We start from the raw sequence: 19,681 nt of genomic DNA on the forward strand, positions 1-19,681 counted from the left end.
CCAGACATTCATTGAGCGGTTTTTACTGTTGCATTTTGTATTTTTCCTAAAATTGTTTTTTTTCGAATCAGATATTAATACGTATCTTTGATTTCGATATGCATTTATTTATATAGCGCCAGTTGTGATTTGATGTTCCATGTGTGGTGAGTATCACATGTAACCTAATGTTTTTATTTATCTTACGATGAAAATGAGACGTAATTTCAACTGATTGGTAAGATGGATAAATTGCGGAGAAATAGTTTGTTAACCCAGATCAAGCTTATCGGCTGTTGATATATATTTGTTCAGTTTAATACCTTAAAGTAGTGATCATTTTTCTGGGCTTAATAACGACGTTTATGGATAGAGCAAAAAAACTACCCCGTCCCACATTGGCTCAAGTTTGGCAAGATACACTGTTCACGGTATCAAAAAAGTTATTATTGCTACGGGATATAACCGATTTAGTGAATGAACTCAGAAAGCTCTCTTTTTCTGTGGTGCGTTTTCAGCGGGTCAATTTATTATTGCTTAACCCTCTTTATAACCAAAATACCCTTTATACCCATGACGATGCGACCAACAGGGTGCAGGGATCGCAAAATATCTTGTTTGCCGAAGGCCCCGGTGGCTTAGCCTGGCAGCAACAGACGCCTTTGCAGACTGACCATCGCCGTATGCAAAGGGAGTTTTCTGCTGTTTGTGATTTGATTCCCTATCAGGAATTGCACTCTGGCTGCCATTTTCCCTTGGGCCATGACAATCATTGGTCAGGCTGTATTGAATTTATTAAAACTGATGACAGTGAGTTTGATGAACAAGCAGTTACTTTTCTGGGGTTACTGGCAGATGTAGTGGCAATTGCCGTTGATAATATTGCTGAGATTAATCGGGCATTTTCTGAGCGTGAAAAACTGCGCTTTGAGCGCGACCATTATCGTATTTTAGTGGATGTGACCAATACGGTTATTTCTAAGCTGGAATTGGATGTATTAGCGGCAGAGGTTTCAAAAGAGATACATCGATTTTTTAATATTGATTACATTAGCTTAGCGCTGTGCGGTACCCATAAGGATAAAAATAAGTTAAATGTATTCTCTACCCGCTACCAGAGTGGTAAGGCCGTACAGTATCAGCAGGCATGGGTGGATATTAACGGCACTTTGGCTGGGCAGGTTTTACAGAGCAAAGCGTTATTGTTGGTTAATTTGGCTGATATCTCTCTTTTGGCACCGGATGATAAGCAACTGGCAAATATGCTGGATGAAGGGTTACAAGTTGTCTGCCTGTTGCCGCTTTTTTTCGGCCACAAAATGTTAGGTGTTTTGAAACTGGCACAATGCCAGAGTGATATTTTCACTGATAGCAATGTAAAACTGTTGCGCCAAATTGCGGCGCGTATTGCCATTGCGGTTGATAACGCGCTGGCCTACAACGAAATTACCCGCCTAAAAGATTCGTTGGTAAATGAAAATCTCTATCTAACGGATCAGATTATTCATAATGAAGAGTTTGGCGAGATAATCGGTAATAGTGCAGGGATTAAAGCGGTACTGGAACAAGTTGAGATGGTGGCCTCCAGTGATTGTACCGTATTGATTCTGGGGGAAACCGGCACCGGCAAGGAGCTGATTGCCCGGGCTATTCATAATTTGAGTACCCGCAAGAATAAACGCATGGTGAAAATGAACTGTGCAGCCATTCCATCGGGTTTGATGGAAAGTGATCTGTTCGGTCATGAGAAGGGGGCTTATACCGGTGCATCATCACAGCGTATTGGCCGGTTTGAAATGGCTGACGGTGGCACACTATTTCTTGATGAAGTGGGCGATATTCCTCTGGAACTACAGCCTAAATTATTACGTGTATTGCAAGAGCGGGAAATAGAACGCCTTGGCGGCAGTAAAATTATTCCGGTGGATGTTCGGCTGATTGCTGCGACCAATCGTGATTTAAAATTGATGATGGTGAATCGCGAATACCGCAGCGACCTTTATTATCGGCTTAATGTTTTTCCGATTGTGATCCCTCCGCTGCGTGAGCGGCCGGAAGATATTCCGTTGCTGGTAAAATTCTTTACTCAAAAAATAGCCAAACGGATGAATCGCACTATCGACACAATTCCTGGTGAAACATTACGTTTGCTCAGCCGTTTACCGTGGCCGGGCAATATTCGTGAATTGGAAAATGTTATTGAGCGGGCGGTCATCCTTAGCCGTGGCACTACGCTGAATTTGCAGTTACAAGAGCTGGAATATCATCTGTCACCGCTAGAGGTTACTAAACCTGTGGCAGAAAGGGTAGTGCATAAAACCTTGTTACCCGAAAGTGAAGAGCCTGAATCTTCAGAGTCTGAGCGCACGCGAATTATTCGAGTATTACGCGAAACCAACGGCGTGGTTGCTGGGCCAAAAGGGGCTGCCATTAAGTTAGGGCTAAAACGCACCACTTTGTTATCCCGGATGCAGCGGTTAGGAATATCAGTAAAAAGTATCGAAGATGAAGATGGGATGGATTAACTCATTTATTTGCTTCGAATAAAACTAGTATCTATTTACCGAATACCGTGTTGAACCAAGCAGTGCCAAACCCTTCTACCTGAACGAGGCGTCGCGAGCAAAGCCAGTCTGGGCGCGCTCAGCGCACAGCCACCGGAGTGTACATAAGTACATGACGGTGGCGAGCACTGCGTAAACCCAGAATGGCAAAGCGCAGTAGCCGTTAACCGATCACCCCACTTCGGCTTCTCTACGTAACCGCGCCTTCAACTGGCTATACTCCTGCTGCACATAGTTTTCTGCCCACGTCTGATCCGGGATGGCTTCCAGCTTCACCGCGCAATATTTATATTCCGGTGTTTTGGAAATTGGATCCAGATGGTCCAGCGTCAGCTCATTACAGGCACCAATCCACCACTGGTAGGTCATATATACCGCACCGATATTAATGCGTTCACTGACTGAAACTCGCGTAATAACTTTACCGCGACGCGATTCTACCCACACCAGTTGTTGATCCTGCAAGCGCATTTTATCCGCATCCTGCGGGCTGATTTGCACATAACCCGGTTCATCGGCCAGTGTTTGCAGTGCGGAACAGTTGCCAGTCATCGAACGGCAGGAGTAGTGGCCGACCTCACGCACGGTACACAACACCAGTGGATATTGGTCATCCACCAGTTCCATTGGCGCACGCCATTCACTGGCAAATAACAACCCTTTGCCGCCAGGGCGGTCAAACTTATTACCGGCATACAACCAGGGTGTACCGGGGCTGTCTTCAGTGGTACATGGCCATGGGATATAGCCCAAACCTGCCATTTTCTCGTAGGTTGCGCCATAGTACAGCGGGCACAACTCACGCAGTTCATCCCAAATCTCTTTGGTATTGTTATATTTCATCGGATAGCCGAGTGCGGTCGCCATCAGACTAATAATTTCCCAATCTGGTTTTACATCACCTTGTGGCTCAACCGCTTTTTCAAACCGCTGGAAACCACGGTCTGCCGCAGAATAGACCCCTTCATGTTCGCCCCACGAGGTGGCGGGGAAGATAACATCCGCCTCGGCTGCGGTTTTGGTCATAAAGATATCTTGCACAATCAGCAGTTCTAATTCGCTGAAGGCTTCACGCATCATGGACAAATCCGGTTCGGTCTGGAGTGGATCTTCGCCCATCACGTAGTTGGCTTTAATTTTCCCCTCTTTCACTTTATGTGGAACATCGGTCAGCGAGTAACCGACTTTATCGGACAGGGATGGTACCCCCCAGGCTTTGGCAAATTTTTCCAGTGTGGCGGGATCGGTCACAGATTGATAACCCGGATACATATTTGGCAATGCGCCCATATCGCAGGCACCCTGCACGTTGTTTTGCCCGCGTACCGGACCAACACCGACATTCGGGCGCCCCAGATTACCGGTTAACAGTGCCAGTCCTGACAGCCCTTTCACGACATCTACCCCCTGGCCCCACTGAGTGACACCCATCCCCCACAAGATAGTGGCTGAAGGGGCGGCGGCATAGATACGCATAGCCTCACGAATTGATTTTGCCGACAGGCCAGTAATGCTTTCGACATATTCCGGGGTGTATTTGGCGACGATTTCACGGTACTCGTCGAAGCCCTCGGTATAGCGTGAGGCGTAATCTTTATCGTACAGCTCTTCAGTGATCAACACATTGGCAAAGGCATTTACCAGTGCCATATTGGAGCCGTTTTTCAGGGGTAACCAGAGATCTGCAATACGCGCCGTTTCGATATGGCGTGGATCGCAGACAATCACTTTCGCGCCTTTTTCTTTGGCTTTCAGAATACGGCGGGCCACGATCGGATGGGAGTCAGCGGCGTTGTAGCCAAACACTAAAATACATTTGGTATCTTCAATCTCGCAGATTGAATTACTCATCGCGCCATTACCCAATGTCACTTGCAGCCCGGCGACCGACGGGCCGTGGCAAACACGGGCGCAGCAGTCAATATTGTTGCTGCCGGTAACCGCACGGGCAAATTTCTGCATCACATAGTTGGTTTCATTACCTGGGCCACGGGATGAGCCGGTATGCATAATGGCTTCCGGGCCATATTTTTCTTTGATTGCTCGCAGTTTACTGCTAGCAAACTCAATCGCTTCATCCCAAGATACCGCCTCCAGCTTGCCGCCTTTTTGGCGACGGATCATCGGCTGTTTAAGGCGCGGAGTTAGCAATTTGGTGTCATTGAGAAAGTCCCAACCATAGTAGCCTTTCAGACACAACTCACCCTGATTGGTGACGCCATTTGCGCCTTCAGCGCCAATAACTTTGCCATTTTCGACCAGTAAATTGATTTTGCAGCCGGAGCCGCAGTAAGGACAGACAGTGAGTGCCTTGTGCATATTAATCATCCTTCGTTCTTGGAGCCGCAGCGGTGTTAGCTGCTCTCGTTCACCCGAATCACTGACCTGAGTCAGCTCATCGGGATTCGCTCAATTGCTGCCTTGCTGCAACACCAATTACTTTGGGTCATCCCTTCGTTTTTGGGGCCGCAGCCTTATTGACTAAAAGCTCATTTCGTTGGCTTCATCTAAAGCAGCACGCATCTGTTTTTTGCGCAGCATGGCCTGCATAGTGTCGCGGCCAATCATGTGCAGCGCCTGCGTTGGGCAAACGGAGATACACGCCGGGCCGGCGGCTTGCCCTTCGCACAAGTCACATTTCTGTGCTTCGGCTTTCAGGCAGAATCCCTGTGAGAGGCCGTTAAACATCACTTCGACCTGTTTGGTCACGACGCTCATCGCACCATACGGGCAGGCAACGACACAGGTTTTGCAGCCAATGCATTTTTCCTGCAACACTTGAATACTGTCCGCTGCTCGAACAATTGCGCCGTTCGGGCAAACATTGGCACAAGGGGCATCTTCACAGTGCCGACACATAATGGCGGTACTGACATTTAGCCCTTTAACCACCTTCAGCCGAGGCGCGAAATTGGCTTTAGTTAGCGTGTCCAGCTTGCCACCGTTGTGTGCCAGCACGCAGGCAACCTCACAGGTGCGGCAGCCAATACACTTTTTGGGGTCTGCGATTATGAACCGGTTCATTGTTTTCTCTCCTTCCCCTTCATCTTTCAAGTTGCAGATGTGTTGGCTGCACTTGCTTGCCGCCTTCCGCACCTTGAAATCTATTGGGGATAAATGTCTTCATCTTTCAAGTTGCAGAGGTGTTGGCTGCACTTGCTTACCGCTTTCCTGCACCTTGATATCTATTGGGTATAAATTGATAGATCTGGCAGATTCACGTTTAGAACAGCTAATCTGGCTCATTGCCTTACATACTGCATGGTTTATGCCAACTTGAAGTGGCTAGATAAAAGTGAATGAATATGATTGTTTTATAAAGGATTAATGGATACTGATGTGGGCGGGGAGGTTAACGGGAAACTGTCGGCTGGCATGACGTCGGCAAATTTGACGACGGCATGCCGTCATTTCGCTATAAATGCGCGAAACCACCGTCACCTTGCCAGTGTGGTAGTTGTTGATACACCGTTTCTACCGCCTGTTTTACTGGCTCGGTCATTGGGAAGTAGAACGCCACTAAGGTGGGTTGAATCCCCACAAAAATGACTTCGCTAATATCTTCCTTTAACTGATCAATTAGAAAGTTGAGCGGCAGATTGTGGGTGCTCATGATAAACATTTCGGCAATTCGCTCAGGGTCAATGATGCGAATCTCACCCGGCGACAGCTCCATATCGGCAGCATCGACAATAACTAATCGTGTCGGTTGCAACGCGCGGATACGATGCACCACATTTTCCGGTGCCGAACCACCGTCAATCACCTGCCAGTCAATCAGTGGTTGTTGTGTCATGCGTTCAGCCAGTAGTGGGCCTGCGCCGTCATCGCCCATCATGCTGTTGCCAACGGTTAACACCAGATTGAGGGCGGTGGTGTGAGTGGCGGGGGGATGTGGCATGTTCATGGGCGGCGTTTCACCATTAAATAGATGGCCGGTTCCTGCTCGATATCGTACAGGGTTTGCAGCAGTTGTTGGCTCCATGGCTGGTGGAGCGAGGCTGGGTTTTCAGCCAGCGGCGCGAAGGCTTTTGCCAATAACTGGGTATGGGTACTGTCGATGGTGATTTCACCAAACTTCAGTAAGCCGGCCATCTTGCGGTGAGCCTCGCCTGCGGGCAACTGACCAAACCATTGTTCATATTCTGCCAGCGGGCATTCCATGATGGCTTTTAAGCAATCAATCACCCCCACATGGTGGCCGATAGCCAGTGAGTAATACATCACTTGTTGTGCTTGCTCGGGCATATCGTCATCACTGTCGAGGAACTTCTGATTCAGTGCATAGAAAATAACCTTAGCGGACATCAGCTTTGCCTCCCGCCAGTTGTATCAGGGCAATGTGTTGCAGGTTGGCGAATATCTCGCTCAGACGCGGATCATCTTGTTGGCGCAGGTAGTTCTGGCAGCGCTGTTCAAATTCCGGTAATGGCTGATTGACCAGCAGCGACAAGAAGCTGTCGGTGATTTCCCGCCCCTGGCGATAGCCGGCCATACGGCGCGCTTCACGCTCCAACAGTACTCGCAGATTGAGCGGTGCATCGGGGTGAATCAGCGCGACGCGTTCATCGGCACTCTCCTGATGCTCTTCGCCTTTCAGTTTCTGCTCCAGCAGACCCAATGCCACGGCAAAACCATAGATGGTCGCGGCTGGGGTCGGCGGGCAACCGGGAATGTACACATCAATTGGTACGATGGTATCGCTGCCACCCCAGACACAGTACAGGTCATGGAAGATGCCACCACCACAACCACACGCGCCGTAAGAGACGCAGATTTTTGGGTCCGGTGCCGATTCATAAGCGCGCAGTGCCGGTGTGCGCATGGCGCGAGTAACCGCACCGGTAAACAGCAAAATATCCGCGTGGCGGGGGGAGGCAACAACTTTGATACCAAAGCGCTCGGTGTCGAACAGTGGGGTGATTGAGGAGAAAATCTCAATCTCACAGCCGTTGCAGCCACCACAATCCACCCGATAGACATAGGCGGAGCGCTTGATATCTTTCAATAATTTACTTTTTAACTGGGCAATCGAGGGATCAAGTGCGATCGGTTGACTAACATGGTGCCCCCAGCCCGGTTTTAATGAATGTGGTTGGCTCATAGGTTGCCCCTCCCTTCGTTGTGCTGATCCAGCATAACGTTGTTATTAATAACGATATTCTGTTTGCGCTTACACTCAGGGCAAGTTTCAAAATGAGGTCGCTGCTGCTCGACATCCTCGGCCGCCATCCCGGAATGAATCAGCAGTGCCATGACATAATCCACTGCTTTTTTCGGCGCAAAGGGTTGCTGGCATTGCTGGCAATGGGCAAGGGTAAAACTGGCACGCTGATACAAATCCGCTTTGTTGAAGACGGCCAGTTCAAACTCTTGCGATAACACAATGGCACGGGTCGGGCAGACCTCCTCACAGCGGCCACAAAAAATGCAGCGCCCGAGAAATAACTGCCACTGACGAGTGCCGCTAGCAAGATCGGTTTCCATGGTTAGCGCATTGGCAGGGCAGGCCATGGTACAAGCACCACAGGCGATGCATTGCTCGGCATCATATTGCGGTTTGCCGCGAAAACCGTGGCTGACCTCAAGCGGCTTAAACGGGTATTTCACCGTGGTGTCGCCCACTTTCAGGATGGTTTTAAACAGTTTTAACATTCTTCATCCCTCTATTTGAGCGGCGAATGGGTGCGCTCAATGCCATAACGCTCGATCTCTTTGTACGGCACAGTGACGGATTTTTGCTTGCGCACATCCACCAGCGTGACCCGGTCAGTACAGGAGTAGCAGGGATCGAGGCTGCCGATAATCAGTGGCGCATCGGAGACGGTATTGCCGCGCAACATATAACGCAGCACCGGCCAATTGGCGTAAGTTGCCGCACGGCAACGCCAGCGGAACAGCTTCTGGTTGTCGCCGGTCATGCTCCAATGCACATCTTCGCCACGCGGTGCTTCCGAGAACCCGAGGGCGAACTTGTAAGGTTGGTAATTGACTTTTTCTTCCAGCAGCGGCCCGCCAGGCATATGGTTCAGGCCATATTCAATCATTACCAGCGAGTCAAAGAACTCGCGCACCCGCACCAGCAGGCGGGAGTGGACATCGCAGCCATCGAGGGTAAACAACTCTTTGGGCACATTGGCATAGTTGGCGTAGCTGTGGTCATGGCGCATATCACGCGCATAGCCACTGGCGCGGATCATTGGGCCGACCGGGCTGAAATCGCGGGCGATTTTGCGATCCAGCAGGCCCACCCCCACAGTGCGTTGTTCGATATTGGCGGTACTCATTAACATATCCACTAACTGGCCGATATCGGCACGCATCTCCGAGACCAATTGCAGCGTTTTGATGCGATCAGCTTTCAGGATATCGCGGCGGACGCCACCAATCAGATTCAGACCATAGGTTTTACGTGCGCCAGTGAGCATCTCAGCAATCGTCATCGCTTTTTCACGCACGCGGAAGAACTGCATAAAACCGGTATCGAAACCAACAAAGTGACAAGACAAACCGATATTGAGCAGATGGCTGTGCAGCCGCTCCACTTCAAGCAAAATGGTGCGGATCATCTGTGCCCGAGGCGGCACGATAATGCCCAAAGCATTTTCAATGGAAGAGGTGTAGGCCACGCTGTGGGTGAAGCCACAAATGCCGCAGATGCGATCTGACAGGAAGGTAACGTCGTTGTAACCCATGCGAGTTTCAGCCAGTTTTTCCATGCCGCGATGGACATAGAACAGGCGGTAATCGGCATCAATAATATCTTCGCCGTCGACAAACAGCCGGAAGTGACCCGGTTCGTCAGAGGTAATATGCATTGGGCCAATAGGCACCACCCGGCTACTGCTACCTGCTTCGTTTTCAAACTGATAGGTTTCCGTATCGCTGGTGGGCGTGGGGCGCTGGCGATAGTCCATGGTGTCTTTGCGCAGCGGATAGAGGTCATCTGGCCAATCATCGGGCAGCACTAAACGGCGCTCATCAGGCAGACCAACCGGTTGCAGACCATACATATCGCGTACTTCACGCTCGCCCCAGACGGCGGCAGGTACCCGAGGTGTGACTGACGGGAACTCCGGTCGTTCGGGGCTGATAAGTGCTTTGACAATCACCCAGCACTTATCGCCATACTGCTTACCGGTCTCTTCGCCATATTGTTCACGGCCTTCCATCGACAGCACATAGTAAATGGCAAAATAGCCATTCAGGCTGCGTTCATCATTACCAAACAGCACCGACAACCAGCCACCTTGTTGATAATAAAGGTGCTCTACCACATCGGGCAGGCTATTTAGTTTGATGGTAATGGTCAGTTGATCAGGGGTTTGCCACTCTTCATCTAAAATCGCCGCAGGAAATTGTTCACGCAGGCGGGCTACATAGGCCGCACCCAGCTTTTCACCGCTGTGTGGATGGCTTGACACCGGCTGACCTGAACCCGGAATAGCTGAAATAGGGGTTTCGCGAGTCACGTTACATCTCCTGACGATTCGGGGTTAGTTGCACCGCACTATGGCTCTGTGCAACGGATGGAATGGGCTGAGTTACGGGTTGCGGTGGAGAGAGGTGCTGCCACGGCAGCATAAATTGTTGCTGGGTTGGCTCACTGCCATCGTTATTGAGAACAATTTGTGCCGCATCGGTCAATAAACGGGTCACTGGAGCCGGAATATGCACGCCAAGCAACAGCATCAACAGCAACAGTATTGCCATCGGCGCGGTGGTCAGAATACCCAGTTCGCCTTTGCTGACCGCTGCCGGTGGTGTTCCCAACACGGTGTTGGCTATCATGCGTACCAATCCGGCCAGTACCAGTGTTAGTAGCAAGAGCAGGACGATAACCAGCCAAATATGGCCGGCGTTAATCGCGGCAGCCACCACCATAAATTCACTGATAAACACGTTAAACGGCGGCATCCCGGCCAGCGCTAATGCGCCACCAGCCAGTAACACCGCAGTCAGCGGTGCGACGCGGATAATGCCTTTAATCGCGCCCATATCCCGCGTGCCGTATTTCAATAACACATTGCCGGAACCACAGAACAGCAAGGTCTTAGCCAGACTGTGATTCAAGGTGTGGAACAGTGCTGCCAGCACACCTAGCGGGCCACCAATGCCCAGCGCCACCGCAATTAACCCCATATTCTCGACGCTGGAATAGGCCAGTAAACGCTTCATATCGCGCTGGGCCAGAATAAAGAAGGCGGATACTGCAACCGACATCATGCCGAACACCAACAGCAACATTTGTGGGAAATGTGGCCCGATGGCGGCGCTGATAATGATGTAGTAACGGATGATAACCAGCAGGGCGCAGTTAAGCAGTACGGCGGATAACAGGGCACTGGTGGGGCTAGGGGCTTCACTGTGGGCATCCGGTAGCCACGAATGCATTGGGAATAGCCCGGTTTTGGTACCGAAGCCAATCAGGATAAAGACAAACGCCAGATGCATCAGGCTGGGGTCCAACTCTTTAGCGTGTTCAGAAACCACGGTCCAGAAGATAGCACTGCCCGGATCTGCCAACACATTCGCGGCATTGGCATATACCAGCACCGTGCCGTACAGCCCGAATGCCACACCGACGGTACAGATAATAATGTACTTCCACGCCGCCTCCAGTGAGGAGCGCTGCCCGTATAATCCCACCAAAAAGGCTGAGCTGAGGGTAGTGGCTTCAATACCAACCCACATCAGGATCAGGTTATTACTGGTGACCACCAACAGCATGGTGAACAGGAACAGATGGAAGAAACCGTAGTAGTTGCACAGCGTGCCAACCGTGATTTCGCCATTATTCACTTCATGGCGCATATAGCCAAGGGAGTAAAGGCCAGTGATAAAGCCGATAATGCCCAGAATAGCGAGGAACAGCGCGCTGAGACTATCGATATGCAGCCAATTATGTGCCGCCAGAATCTCCCCGCCCAGCGCAACCCGACACACTACCGTCAGCGCCACCACTAGCAACACAGTGATGCCGGTAAAATGCACCCAAGTGGTTGCCATCCGTGCGGCACTGCCTAACGCCCGGCAAGCGAACGCGAGCAATGAGGCTATTAGAGGTATCGCCAGCAGCAACAACAGCAGGTCAGTATTACTCATTTCATTACCCCTTTAGCGCCGTCAGTTGTTTAACATCCAGCGTGTGCAGCGTGCGGTAAATCTTGCGCGCCATTAGCGTCATCACAATCACCGCGAAGATGGCATCGGTGGCAACGCCAATCTCGACCAATTCCGGTGCGCGGAAGGCCAGCAGCGCCAGCATCAGATGAGCCCCGTTCTCCATCAGGCAATAGCCAAAGATATTTTTCAGAATATTGCGTTGGGTGACGATACACAGCAGTCCAATCAGGAAATGCCCCAATGAGACGGCCAGAGCCGGTTTCAGTGCGCTGACCATGGGCAGTTGCACCGGTTCAACCACGAAGTAGCTCAGCAAGATAATGATGGCGGCGATAAAAATCAGGCTGGCGGTACCAATGATGCCGCCATTGGCTTTGGGATCGTCCATTTGGCGAAAAGCGCGATACATAATCCACGGCACCAGTACCACCTTGGTGACAAAGGCACTCAGCGACCACAGGTACAACTCGTGGGCACCCAAGGTTTCAGCCAGTACCAGAAAAATAAGCACCAGTACCAGTGACTGCAAGGCATAAAGCAGTGCCGAAGTGGCGGGTTTCTTGGCGATGATTACCAGTAGTGAGGTAATGATCAGCAGCCCTGCGAGATTATTTACGACCAAATTGTTGACAAGAAGTGTTCCGGTCATTTTCTACTCCCTTATCCGAGCCAGGCGACAGCAATAAAGCTTGAGCACACCGACATAATCACCAGAATCACCAATACCCCCTGCATCGCCAGTGGCAGCGGTTTGGCGCAGGCGACCTCTGGTGATGGTTTACCGGGGACGGTCTGCCCGAACCAGTAGAGGAACCAGCCAAAGCTCGCTACCGATTCAAGTAGCGCCAGCACCAGCAGGGGTATCAGTAGCCAATGTTCGTGAGAGAGCGAGAAGCCGGCGGCAAAAATAGGAAATTTGCTGAAGAAGCCATTAAAAGGCGGCACCCCAGTGATCGCCAGTGCGGCGACACAGAATCCCACCCCCAGCAGTGGCATTTTGCCCATGATGCCTTTGAGTTTGGGTAACATACGGGTACCGCAGCTATAGCTCAGCGCACCAGCCACTAAGAAGAACAGACTCTTGGCAAACGCATGGTTAAAGATGTAGGCAATGCCGCCATCAAAGGCCATTTTTGAGCCATAGATAGCCAACGACAGAGCGAAGAAGATGTAAGACAACTGGGTGATGGTGGAGTAGGCCAGCAGCCGCTTCATATCTTTTTGTGGTAGATACATAAAGAAGCCATAGATCAGTGTAATCACCGCCATCACCATGCCCACGGTGCCAATTATTTGTGGTACATCGCCAGCGGAATAAATAGCGCGGGCAAAGATATAAACCCCCACCTTGACCATAGAAGCGGCGTGCAGGTATGAACTGACCGGCGTCGGGGCTTCCATCGCATCCGGTAACCAGATATGCAGTGGCAACTGGGCGGATTTCCCCCAAGCGGCAAACAGGATGCCACCGAACACCATGATTTTGGTGCTGTTGTCCAATTGCGCCAGTGCCGTTAGGGCAAAGGTGCCGGTATTAACCAGCAACACCGCGGCCGCCAGATACAGACCGATAGCCGCAACATGGGTTACCAGCAGCGCTTTCAGTGCCGAGCGCAGTGACTTCTGACTCTGGTAGTAACCAATTAATCCCCACGAACAACCGCCGGTGATTTCAAAGAAGAACAACTGACCCAGCAGAGTGGATGACAATACCAACCCGGCCATTGCACCGATAAATACCAGCAACAGGGCGTAGTAGCGGTTAGTGCCTTCGTGCGGATGCTCGCGATTATCCAGGGTCAGATAACCGGTAGAATAGATACTGACCAACAGCCCAAGAAAGACGACGGCGAAAGCAATCAAGGTACTGATGCGGTCGATAGTCAGGCCAAACAGCGCCATATCGCCGTAGTGAATCAGATCAACCGTGACATCAATCTTCCCGCCACTTAAGTAGATATAGGCCAGCAACAGGGTTCCGAGGGTTGCCAGTAGTGAAAAGAAAGTACAGGACCATTTCGCCCATTGCTGTGGCAAGCAGGCCGTGAGGATGGCACCGGCAAATGGGACCAGAATGGTCGCAATGGCGATGTTCATTAGGGCGATATTCATAAGAGCCATGTTCTCCATGATGGGTTTATTAGCTCCTTAAAGACCGGTGAGATAGAAAACCAGGGACAAGGCAGCAACACCAAACCCCAGCCAGGTAACACGGGAGGTCAACAGGAAGCGCCCACGGGCGATACTGTTTTCCACGATGGAGGCCAGTACAAACACCACCACCAGCTTGATAATGCAGGCCAGTAGCGCCCACAGCAGGCCAAATCCAGTGAGTACTGCCAGCTTGCCGAACGGGATAAACACGGCGAGGAACAGTTGTGCCACCACCACTTGTTTCAGGCTGATGCCCCATTTGACCAGACCCAGCGCGGCACCTGAGTATTCGGTTAGCGGCCCTTCTTGTAACTCTTGCTCCGCTTCGGCGACATCAAACGGGATTTTGCCCATCTCGATAAACACGGCGAAACCACAGGCCAGTAACGCCAGCGCGGTTGCGGTCGGCGATTGCCAGTGGCCGGTCGAAAGTGCAGTACTGATGGTGCCGATATTGGTCGAACCGGCGATTAACCCCACTACCAGTAGCGACAGAATCAGTGTCGGTTCCACCAGCACACCAAGGGTTAACTCACGGCTGGCACCGATACCGGCAAAGATGCTGCCGCTATCCAGACCGGCCAGTGAGAAGAAGAAGCGGAACAGCGCGAACAGATAAAGCAGGGCTATCAGGTCTCCTGCCAAGCCAAATGGCGATGCCAGCGTGAAAATGGGCAGCGCCATCGCAATCAGCAACATGCTGCCTAATAACACATAAGGCATCAGACGGAAGATGATGCCTGCATTCGCCGGTGCTACATCCTGACGTTTTAACAGTTTGGCTAAATCACGATAGTCTTGTAGCACGCCCGGCCCACGGCGTGAGTGCATGCGGGCTTTTACCATGCGCGAAATACCCGACATCAATGGTGCCAGCGCCAGCATGAAAAGCGCCTGCCCAATGGCGAAGGCAATCATAGAGACCGCGGGCATATCAGTAGTTGGCATTGCTCGTCTCCTTAAAGAGCCGCGATTATCAGCAGGGTAACCAGTGCGGCGACCACATACAGACAGTAGAGGCGGAAATCACCCTGTTGTAGCCATTGAATACGCTGGCTGAGCCATTGGATCAGGCGAATAAGCGGGGCCACAATTTTGTCGTCCCATAGCGGCTCTACCCGCCCGGCACCACTGATCGAGTGCTCAAGAGCACGTTGCATCATCGGTGCGGGGGAGAGGGTTTTGCGTATTCGATAGAGTGGGGCAAACATCATCCGCAAGGGTTGAGTAAAACCACCGGCGGAGACGGTCATTGCTTGTTCGTAGGCATAACCACAGGCCCATGGGTCACCGCCATGGCGAAATGCCAGACGGCTGCCTTTGTAGAGACTGGCTATCAGTAAAATCACCAATGGCAGGATTAATAAGCCGAAGAAGATGTAGAGGGTAGACAGCATCGCTTGAGAACTGTGTTGTGGGAACAACAGCGCCCCTTGTGCAACCTGTAACGACTGTGCCGCAGGGACCGCTATCAGGCTACTGGCAATGCGGGCAATCACCGGTGCTACCTGGGTGGCACCAATCCCCAATGCCAGGCACAGCAGGGCCAGCAACAGCATGGCTGCCGTCATTGGCCACGGCACTTCCCGCGCCTGTGCGGCTTTTTCCGTGCGCGGCAGGCCGCAGAAGCTAATGCCGTAGACTTTAACGAAGCACATGGCCGCCAGCGCGCCGGTAATTGCCAGCATGACGATGGCAATCGGTCCGGCCAGACGAATAATAAATCCACCATCTTTGGTCATAGTAAATAACGATTGATAGGTGAACCATTCACTGACAAAACCATTGAAGGGTGGCAGCGCTGAAATTGCCATACATCCCACCAGAAACGCCAGTGCGGTATACGGCATCATCCTTGCCAACCCACCCATCTTTTCCATATCTTTGGTGTGCACCCGGTAGATAACGGCGCCAGCGCCAAGGAACAATAACCCTTTGAATACTGCATGGTTAAGCAGATGGTAGAGTGCACCCAGTAGGCCAAGGGCGGCCAATATAGGCTGGTGGCCCGCGATACCTATCATGCCAACCCCAACGCCCATCAGAATAATGCCGATGTTTTCAACTGTGTGATAAGCCAGCAGCCGTTTGATATCGTGCTCGGCTAATGCATACAGCACTCCCAGTACCGATGACACCGCACCAAAGGCCAGCACCACCACTCCCCACCACATTTGGCTGGCACCGAGTAAATCGATACCAACCTTGATGATGCCGAAGATACCAATTTTTACCATCACGCCGGACATCAAGGCCGAGGCATGAGATGGGGCTGCGGGGTGGGCGCGTGGGAGCCAGCCATGTAATGGCAGCATCCCGGCTTTGGCACCAAAACCGAAGAAAGCCAGCAGGAAGATAACGGAAGCCATCACCGGCTCTGGATGCACCTGCCGGAAGGCGGCAAATTCCAGGCTGCCGCTCTGGCGGTACAATAAGAAGAAGGCAATCATGATTAACACGGAACCGGCATGGGCAATCAGAAAGTAGAGTAGGCCGGCACTGATAGCATCGTCGTCTTGATCGGAAATCACCAGGAAGTAGGAAGCCAATGACATCATTTCAAAGAAAATAATAAAGTAGAAGGCGTTATCCACCACCACCAGTGCCACCATCGAGGCGATGAACAGGTTCATAAATACCCCCATTCCCCATGCCCCACGCCCTTTGTATTCCTGCACATAAGCCAGTGAATACAGCGAAGTGACCACCACTAGCAGTGAGATGACCATCAGCATAAAGGCCGCCAATGGATCAAGGCGCAGACTGAAAGCCGCGAAGGGGAAGGGGCCGGCGGTGATAAAGGTAATGATACCGCCCCCCAGTAAGGTTGGCGCGGCAGCCAGCAGGCCCGCAACCCCACCCAGCAATGAGGCCAGCCCTGCGGCATAAATCGCCAGCGTTTCGCGACGAGCCAAAAGCAGCGAAAGTAGTGCACCAGCCAGATAGAGCAGTAAGGAGAGCCACAGTAGCTCCAGAGAGTTCATCATCTTTTCTGCTCCTCGTGAGAGAGGGTGGGCGAGCTGTCCCCGGTAATAAAGGGCAGGTCGTTGGCAAACCCACGGGCCGCAGCGAGCCGTTTAGCCTGATTGGCTTGCTCGATGCTGTGTTCATCCACCAACATCAGCGCGTTGGTGGGGCAGACCCGTACACATTCCGGTCCCTGTGGTTGGAAGCTACATAAGTCACATTTCACAGCAATGGCACGAACACCGGCCGTCCAGGCCAGGAATGGGTTCATATTGGCTGGGCTGAATGGCACATCAGACAGCTCGGTCATCGGAATATATTCAGGGAAGCTCTCCGGTACGGCTAATGGCTTACTGCCCGCGGGCGTAATTGCGCCAAACGGGCAGGCGATACCACAGAGCTTGCAGCCGATGCAGGTGGTTTCATCCAACTCAACGGCGTTATTGGTCAACGTGATGGCATTGACCGGACAGACTCGCGCGCACCATGCATCCTCGCAGTGGCGACAGAGAATCGGTGCTGTGACCGTGGCATTTCGCATCACGGTCAATCTGGGGTGCTGTTGTAAACCCTTGGCTTTATGCACCTGGCTGCAAGCAGCCATGCAGGTATTGCATCCAATACAAAGCCTCGACTCCGCAATGACAAAGCGGTTCATAGCCATACCCTCCGGGACAAAAATCTGGTGACAGTCAGGCTGATAGCAATCATTTCTAAGCTGCAAAGCATATTCTGTGCCAGCACGCCTGCTGCTGCTGTAAAAGAGCGGTGAAGGCACGCCTGCTGTGCATTGGGGCGGGGGGAGTAAATAGCGGCGATTTAAACGGCAGTGAAAATGGCGTAATTACGGTGGTTAAGTGTCGACATTAGTGACGAAACCGCCGCTCATCAATGACACTTCGACAGTGATTGCTCACTTTAATCATCTGGTCGCGGCCACATCTAAATAATAGTGTTATTTATTAGCTGTTTAGATGATTTTTCGCACAGGTGAAAATCAGCTTGTGGCTGGCATCTTCTTTGCATCGCTATTGTCAGGGATACGCCACAGGAGCAGCACGGTCATGCATGAAATAACCTTGTGCCAGCATGCTATTGCCATGATGGAACAGCAGGCCCGCTTACATGGCGCGCAGCGAATTACCGGGGTGTGGTTGGAAACCGGCGCATTTTCCTGCGTCGAACCGCAGGCATTAGAGTTCTGTTTTGAGTTGGTATGCCGAGGCACACTGGCGGAAGGTTGTGTGCTGCATCTTAGCCAGCAGCCGTCACAGGTGTGGTGCTTTGATTGCCAGCAGCAGGTTAATTTGCTGAGTAGCAAAGTGATACGTTGCCCATTGTGTGCCGGGAGCCATTTACGCATCGGCGCATCTGATGATGGCGTCATACTTAAGCGACTGGAGGTGGAATGAGTTTACTTTTTTTAACTGAAATTGGGCGATTGAATAACGCAGAGGCCAGGCTATGTGTATAGGTATCCCTGGTCAAATTGTCGCACTGGATGAAACTCAGCCCGGTACCGCCTGGGTGGATGTGTGCGGTGTGCGGCGTTCGGTGAATATTATGCTGGTGGCTGCCGACTCGCAGGCCAGTCTGGCATTAATCGGCCATTGGGTGCTGGTGCATGTCGGGTTTGCCATGAGCAGGCTGGATGAAGAGGAAGCGCTGGAAACCTTGCAGTTGTTACAGCAGATGGGGGAGGTTGAGAGTGATGTAGGGGCATTCTTGGGGCAAAGTGGTTAACCGGACGGGTGTATTATTAAAAACAGGATCGGGTTAGATTTCGGTAGTTAGTGCCTCACAGCTCACTTGACCTTTGATAAACCCAATCCAATAGCAAAAGCTAATTCAAAATCATGGTGCTGGTGCTGGATTTTTCTGCTTTTCTTCTGCCAGCCGGTGTTCCAGTTCAACCAATTGTTCTGGTGAGACGGCCGGATAACCTTGTGCGTCATCGGGGATCACATGTATCGCAGGGATAGGGATTAATGGCCCAAGAAAACGTGGTTCGCGTTTCAGAATATAGAGATCCGTCAATGCGCCGAGACGGGCAAAAATCTCACGCACTCGTACATTGAGCATATCTTTGGGGGATGGGACGGCAAAACACTGCGCCTGAATCCCCATATGGAGGGCGATAAACAGTGCCCGTTCGCAGTGGAAGCGCTGGGTAATGATAATAAAATCGTTGGTGTCGAATACCTTACGGGTGCGCACGATGGAGTCCAATGTACGGAAGCCCGCGTAATCCAGTACGATATCAGCGGGGGCGACACCGGCGGCGATCAGGTCGCGGCGCATGGTCATCGGCTCATTATAACTTTGCAGCGCATTATCACCGCTGAGCAGTAAATAACTGACTTTGCCACTGTTATAGGCATTTATCGCCCCTTGAATCCGGTATTGATAAAACTGATTAATACCACCAGTGCGATAATATTTAGCTGTACCCAAGACCACACCGACCTGCCGGTGGGGCAAGTCTTGTAGCTCATCATAGATAAAGGGGGCTGTTTTCCAGCTAATCCAGCGATCGAGCGCAATAGCAGTCACCATCAGCAACCCTACGATGGTAATCAAGCTAATAATCAGGCGTTTCCACATTCTCAGGCCTTTGATGCATTCAATCTACTGGTCATATTTGCAAGGCTACTTTACCTGCGCATGCGGCGCAAGCCTTATACCCTTCGTCCTTGAAGCTACAGCGTTGTTGGCTGCGCGTGCTAACCCGAATCACTGACATGAGTCAGCTCATCGGGATTATTTCACTGGCCGGCTAGCTGTAACTCCAATGCCTTTGGGTATTATCTTTGACCTTGAAGCTACAGCGTTGTTGGCTGCGCGTGCTAACCCGAATCACTGACATGAGTCAGCTCATCGGGATTATTTCA

The 19,681-nt window shown here is 51.5% G+C and carries 17 protein-coding genes; 3 read left to right on the forward strand and 14 right to left on the reverse strand.

Annotation, left to right across the window (positions count from 1 at the left end):
• Window positions 1-344: 344 nt before the first annotated feature.
• The gene (gene flhA, locus V2A85_RS13280) at window positions 345-2,504 is read left to right on the forward strand and encodes a formate hydrogenlyase transcriptional activator FlhA (protein ID WP_420071632.1); all 2,160 of its coding nucleotides are present in this window, start codon (window positions 345-347) and stop codon (window positions 2,502-2,504) included.
• 210 nt (window positions 2,505-2,714) lie between these two features.
• Here flhA and fdhF read toward each other — a convergent pair whose 3' ends face one another.
• From fdhF to V2A85_RS13345, 13 genes are all read right to left on the reverse strand, one after another.
• Window positions 2,715-4,862: a formate dehydrogenase subunit alpha gene (fdhF, locus tag V2A85_RS13285; protein WP_420071633.1), complete on the reverse strand. Its 2,148-nt coding sequence runs from the start codon at window positions 4,860-4,862 to the stop codon at window positions 2,715-2,717.
• 162 nt (window positions 4,863-5,024) lie between these two features.
• Window positions 5,025-5,567 carry a 4Fe-4S binding protein gene (locus V2A85_RS13290; protein ID WP_032906839.1) on the reverse strand — a complete coding sequence of 181 codons (543 nt, stop codon included), beginning with the start codon at window positions 5,565-5,567 and terminating at the stop codon, window positions 5,025-5,027.
• Window positions 5,568-5,958: 391 nt separating this feature from the next.
• Window positions 5,959-6,444, reverse strand: a complete 486-nt coding sequence (gene hycI / locus V2A85_RS13295) for a hydrogenase maturation peptidase HycI (protein WP_372559852.1) — start codon at window positions 6,442-6,444, stop codon at window positions 5,959-5,961.
• Window positions 6,445-6,446: 2 nt separating this feature from the next.
• Window positions 6,447-6,851, reverse strand: a complete 405-nt coding sequence (locus V2A85_RS13300; protein WP_372558446.1) for a formate hydrogenlyase maturation HycH family protein — start codon at window positions 6,849-6,851, stop codon at window positions 6,447-6,449.
• A complete protein-coding gene (locus V2A85_RS13305; RefSeq protein ID WP_420071634.1) occupies window positions 6,841-7,647 on the reverse strand; it encodes an NADH-quinone oxidoreductase subunit B family protein in 807 nt (268 codons plus the stop codon). The genes V2A85_RS13300 and V2A85_RS13305 overlap by 11 nt, the downstream gene beginning before the upstream one ends.
• On the reverse strand, window positions 7,644-8,198 hold the full coding sequence (gene hyfH, locus V2A85_RS13310) for a hydrogenase 4 subunit H (protein WP_420071635.1): 555 nt from the start codon (window positions 8,196-8,198) through the stop codon (window positions 7,644-7,646). The genes V2A85_RS13305 and hyfH overlap by 4 nt, the downstream gene beginning before the upstream one ends.
• Window positions 8,199-8,209: 11 nt before the next feature.
• The gene (locus V2A85_RS13315; RefSeq protein WP_083159372.1) at window positions 8,210-10,015 is read right to left on the reverse strand and encodes an NADH-quinone oxidoreductase subunit C; all 1,806 of its coding nucleotides are present in this window, start codon (window positions 10,013-10,015) and stop codon (window positions 8,210-8,212) included.
• 1 nt (window position 10,016) lies between these two features.
• Window positions 10,017-11,648 carry a hydrogenase 4 subunit F gene (locus V2A85_RS13320; RefSeq protein WP_420071636.1) on the reverse strand — a complete coding sequence of 544 codons (1,632 nt, stop codon included), beginning with the start codon at window positions 11,646-11,648 and terminating at the stop codon, window positions 10,017-10,019.
• Window positions 11,649-11,652: 4 nt separating this feature from the next.
• Window positions 11,653-12,318: a hydrogenase 4 membrane subunit gene (hyfE, locus tag V2A85_RS13325; RefSeq protein WP_083159369.1), complete on the reverse strand. Its 666-nt coding sequence runs from the start codon at window positions 12,316-12,318 to the stop codon at window positions 11,653-11,655.
• Between the two features lie 11 nt (window positions 12,319-12,329).
• A complete protein-coding gene (locus V2A85_RS13330; protein WP_420071641.1) occupies window positions 12,330-13,781 on the reverse strand; it encodes a hydrogenase 4 subunit D in 1,452 nt (483 codons plus the stop codon).
• A 36-nt stretch (window positions 13,782-13,817) separates the two neighbouring features.
• Window positions 13,818-14,771: a respiratory chain complex I subunit 1 family protein gene (locus tag V2A85_RS13335; protein WP_420071637.1), complete on the reverse strand. Its 954-nt coding sequence runs from the start codon at window positions 14,769-14,771 to the stop codon at window positions 13,818-13,820.
• Between the two features lie 11 nt (window positions 14,772-14,782).
• On the reverse strand, window positions 14,783-16,810 hold the full coding sequence (gene hyfB / locus V2A85_RS13340) for a hydrogenase 4 subunit B (protein WP_420071638.1): 2,028 nt from the start codon (window positions 16,808-16,810) through the stop codon (window positions 14,783-14,785).
• The gene (locus V2A85_RS13345) at window positions 16,807-17,448 is read right to left on the reverse strand and encodes a 4Fe-4S dicluster domain-containing protein (protein WP_420071639.1); all 642 of its coding nucleotides are present in this window, start codon (window positions 17,446-17,448) and stop codon (window positions 16,807-16,809) included. The genes hyfB and V2A85_RS13345 overlap by 4 nt, the downstream gene beginning before the upstream one ends.
• A gap of 406 nt (window positions 17,449-17,854) precedes the next feature.
• Here V2A85_RS13345 and hypA point away from each other — a divergent pair, with 406 nt between their 5' ends.
• A complete protein-coding gene (hypA, locus tag V2A85_RS13350) occupies window positions 17,855-18,202 on the forward strand; it encodes a hydrogenase maturation nickel metallochaperone HypA (RefSeq protein ID WP_083159365.1) in 348 nt (115 codons plus the stop codon).
• Between the two features lie 52 nt (window positions 18,203-18,254).
• Entirely contained in the window at window positions 18,255-18,533 is a 279-nt protein-coding gene (locus tag V2A85_RS13355) for a HypC/HybG/HupF family hydrogenase formation chaperone (RefSeq protein ID WP_372558452.1), read from the forward strand.
• A 111-nt stretch (window positions 18,534-18,644) separates the two neighbouring features.
• Here V2A85_RS13355 and sanA read toward each other — a convergent pair whose 3' ends face one another.
• Window positions 18,645-19,394: an outer membrane permeability protein SanA gene (gene sanA, locus V2A85_RS13360; protein WP_420071640.1), complete on the reverse strand. Its 750-nt coding sequence runs from the start codon at window positions 19,392-19,394 to the stop codon at window positions 18,645-18,647.
• Window positions 19,395-19,681: the final 287 nt, after the last annotated feature.

The sequence above is a fragment of the Yersinia sp. 1252 StPb PI genome (assembly GCF_048593885.1).
Taxonomy (GTDB): Bacteria; Pseudomonadota; Gammaproteobacteria; order Enterobacterales; family Enterobacteriaceae; genus Yersinia; species Yersinia enterocolitica_E.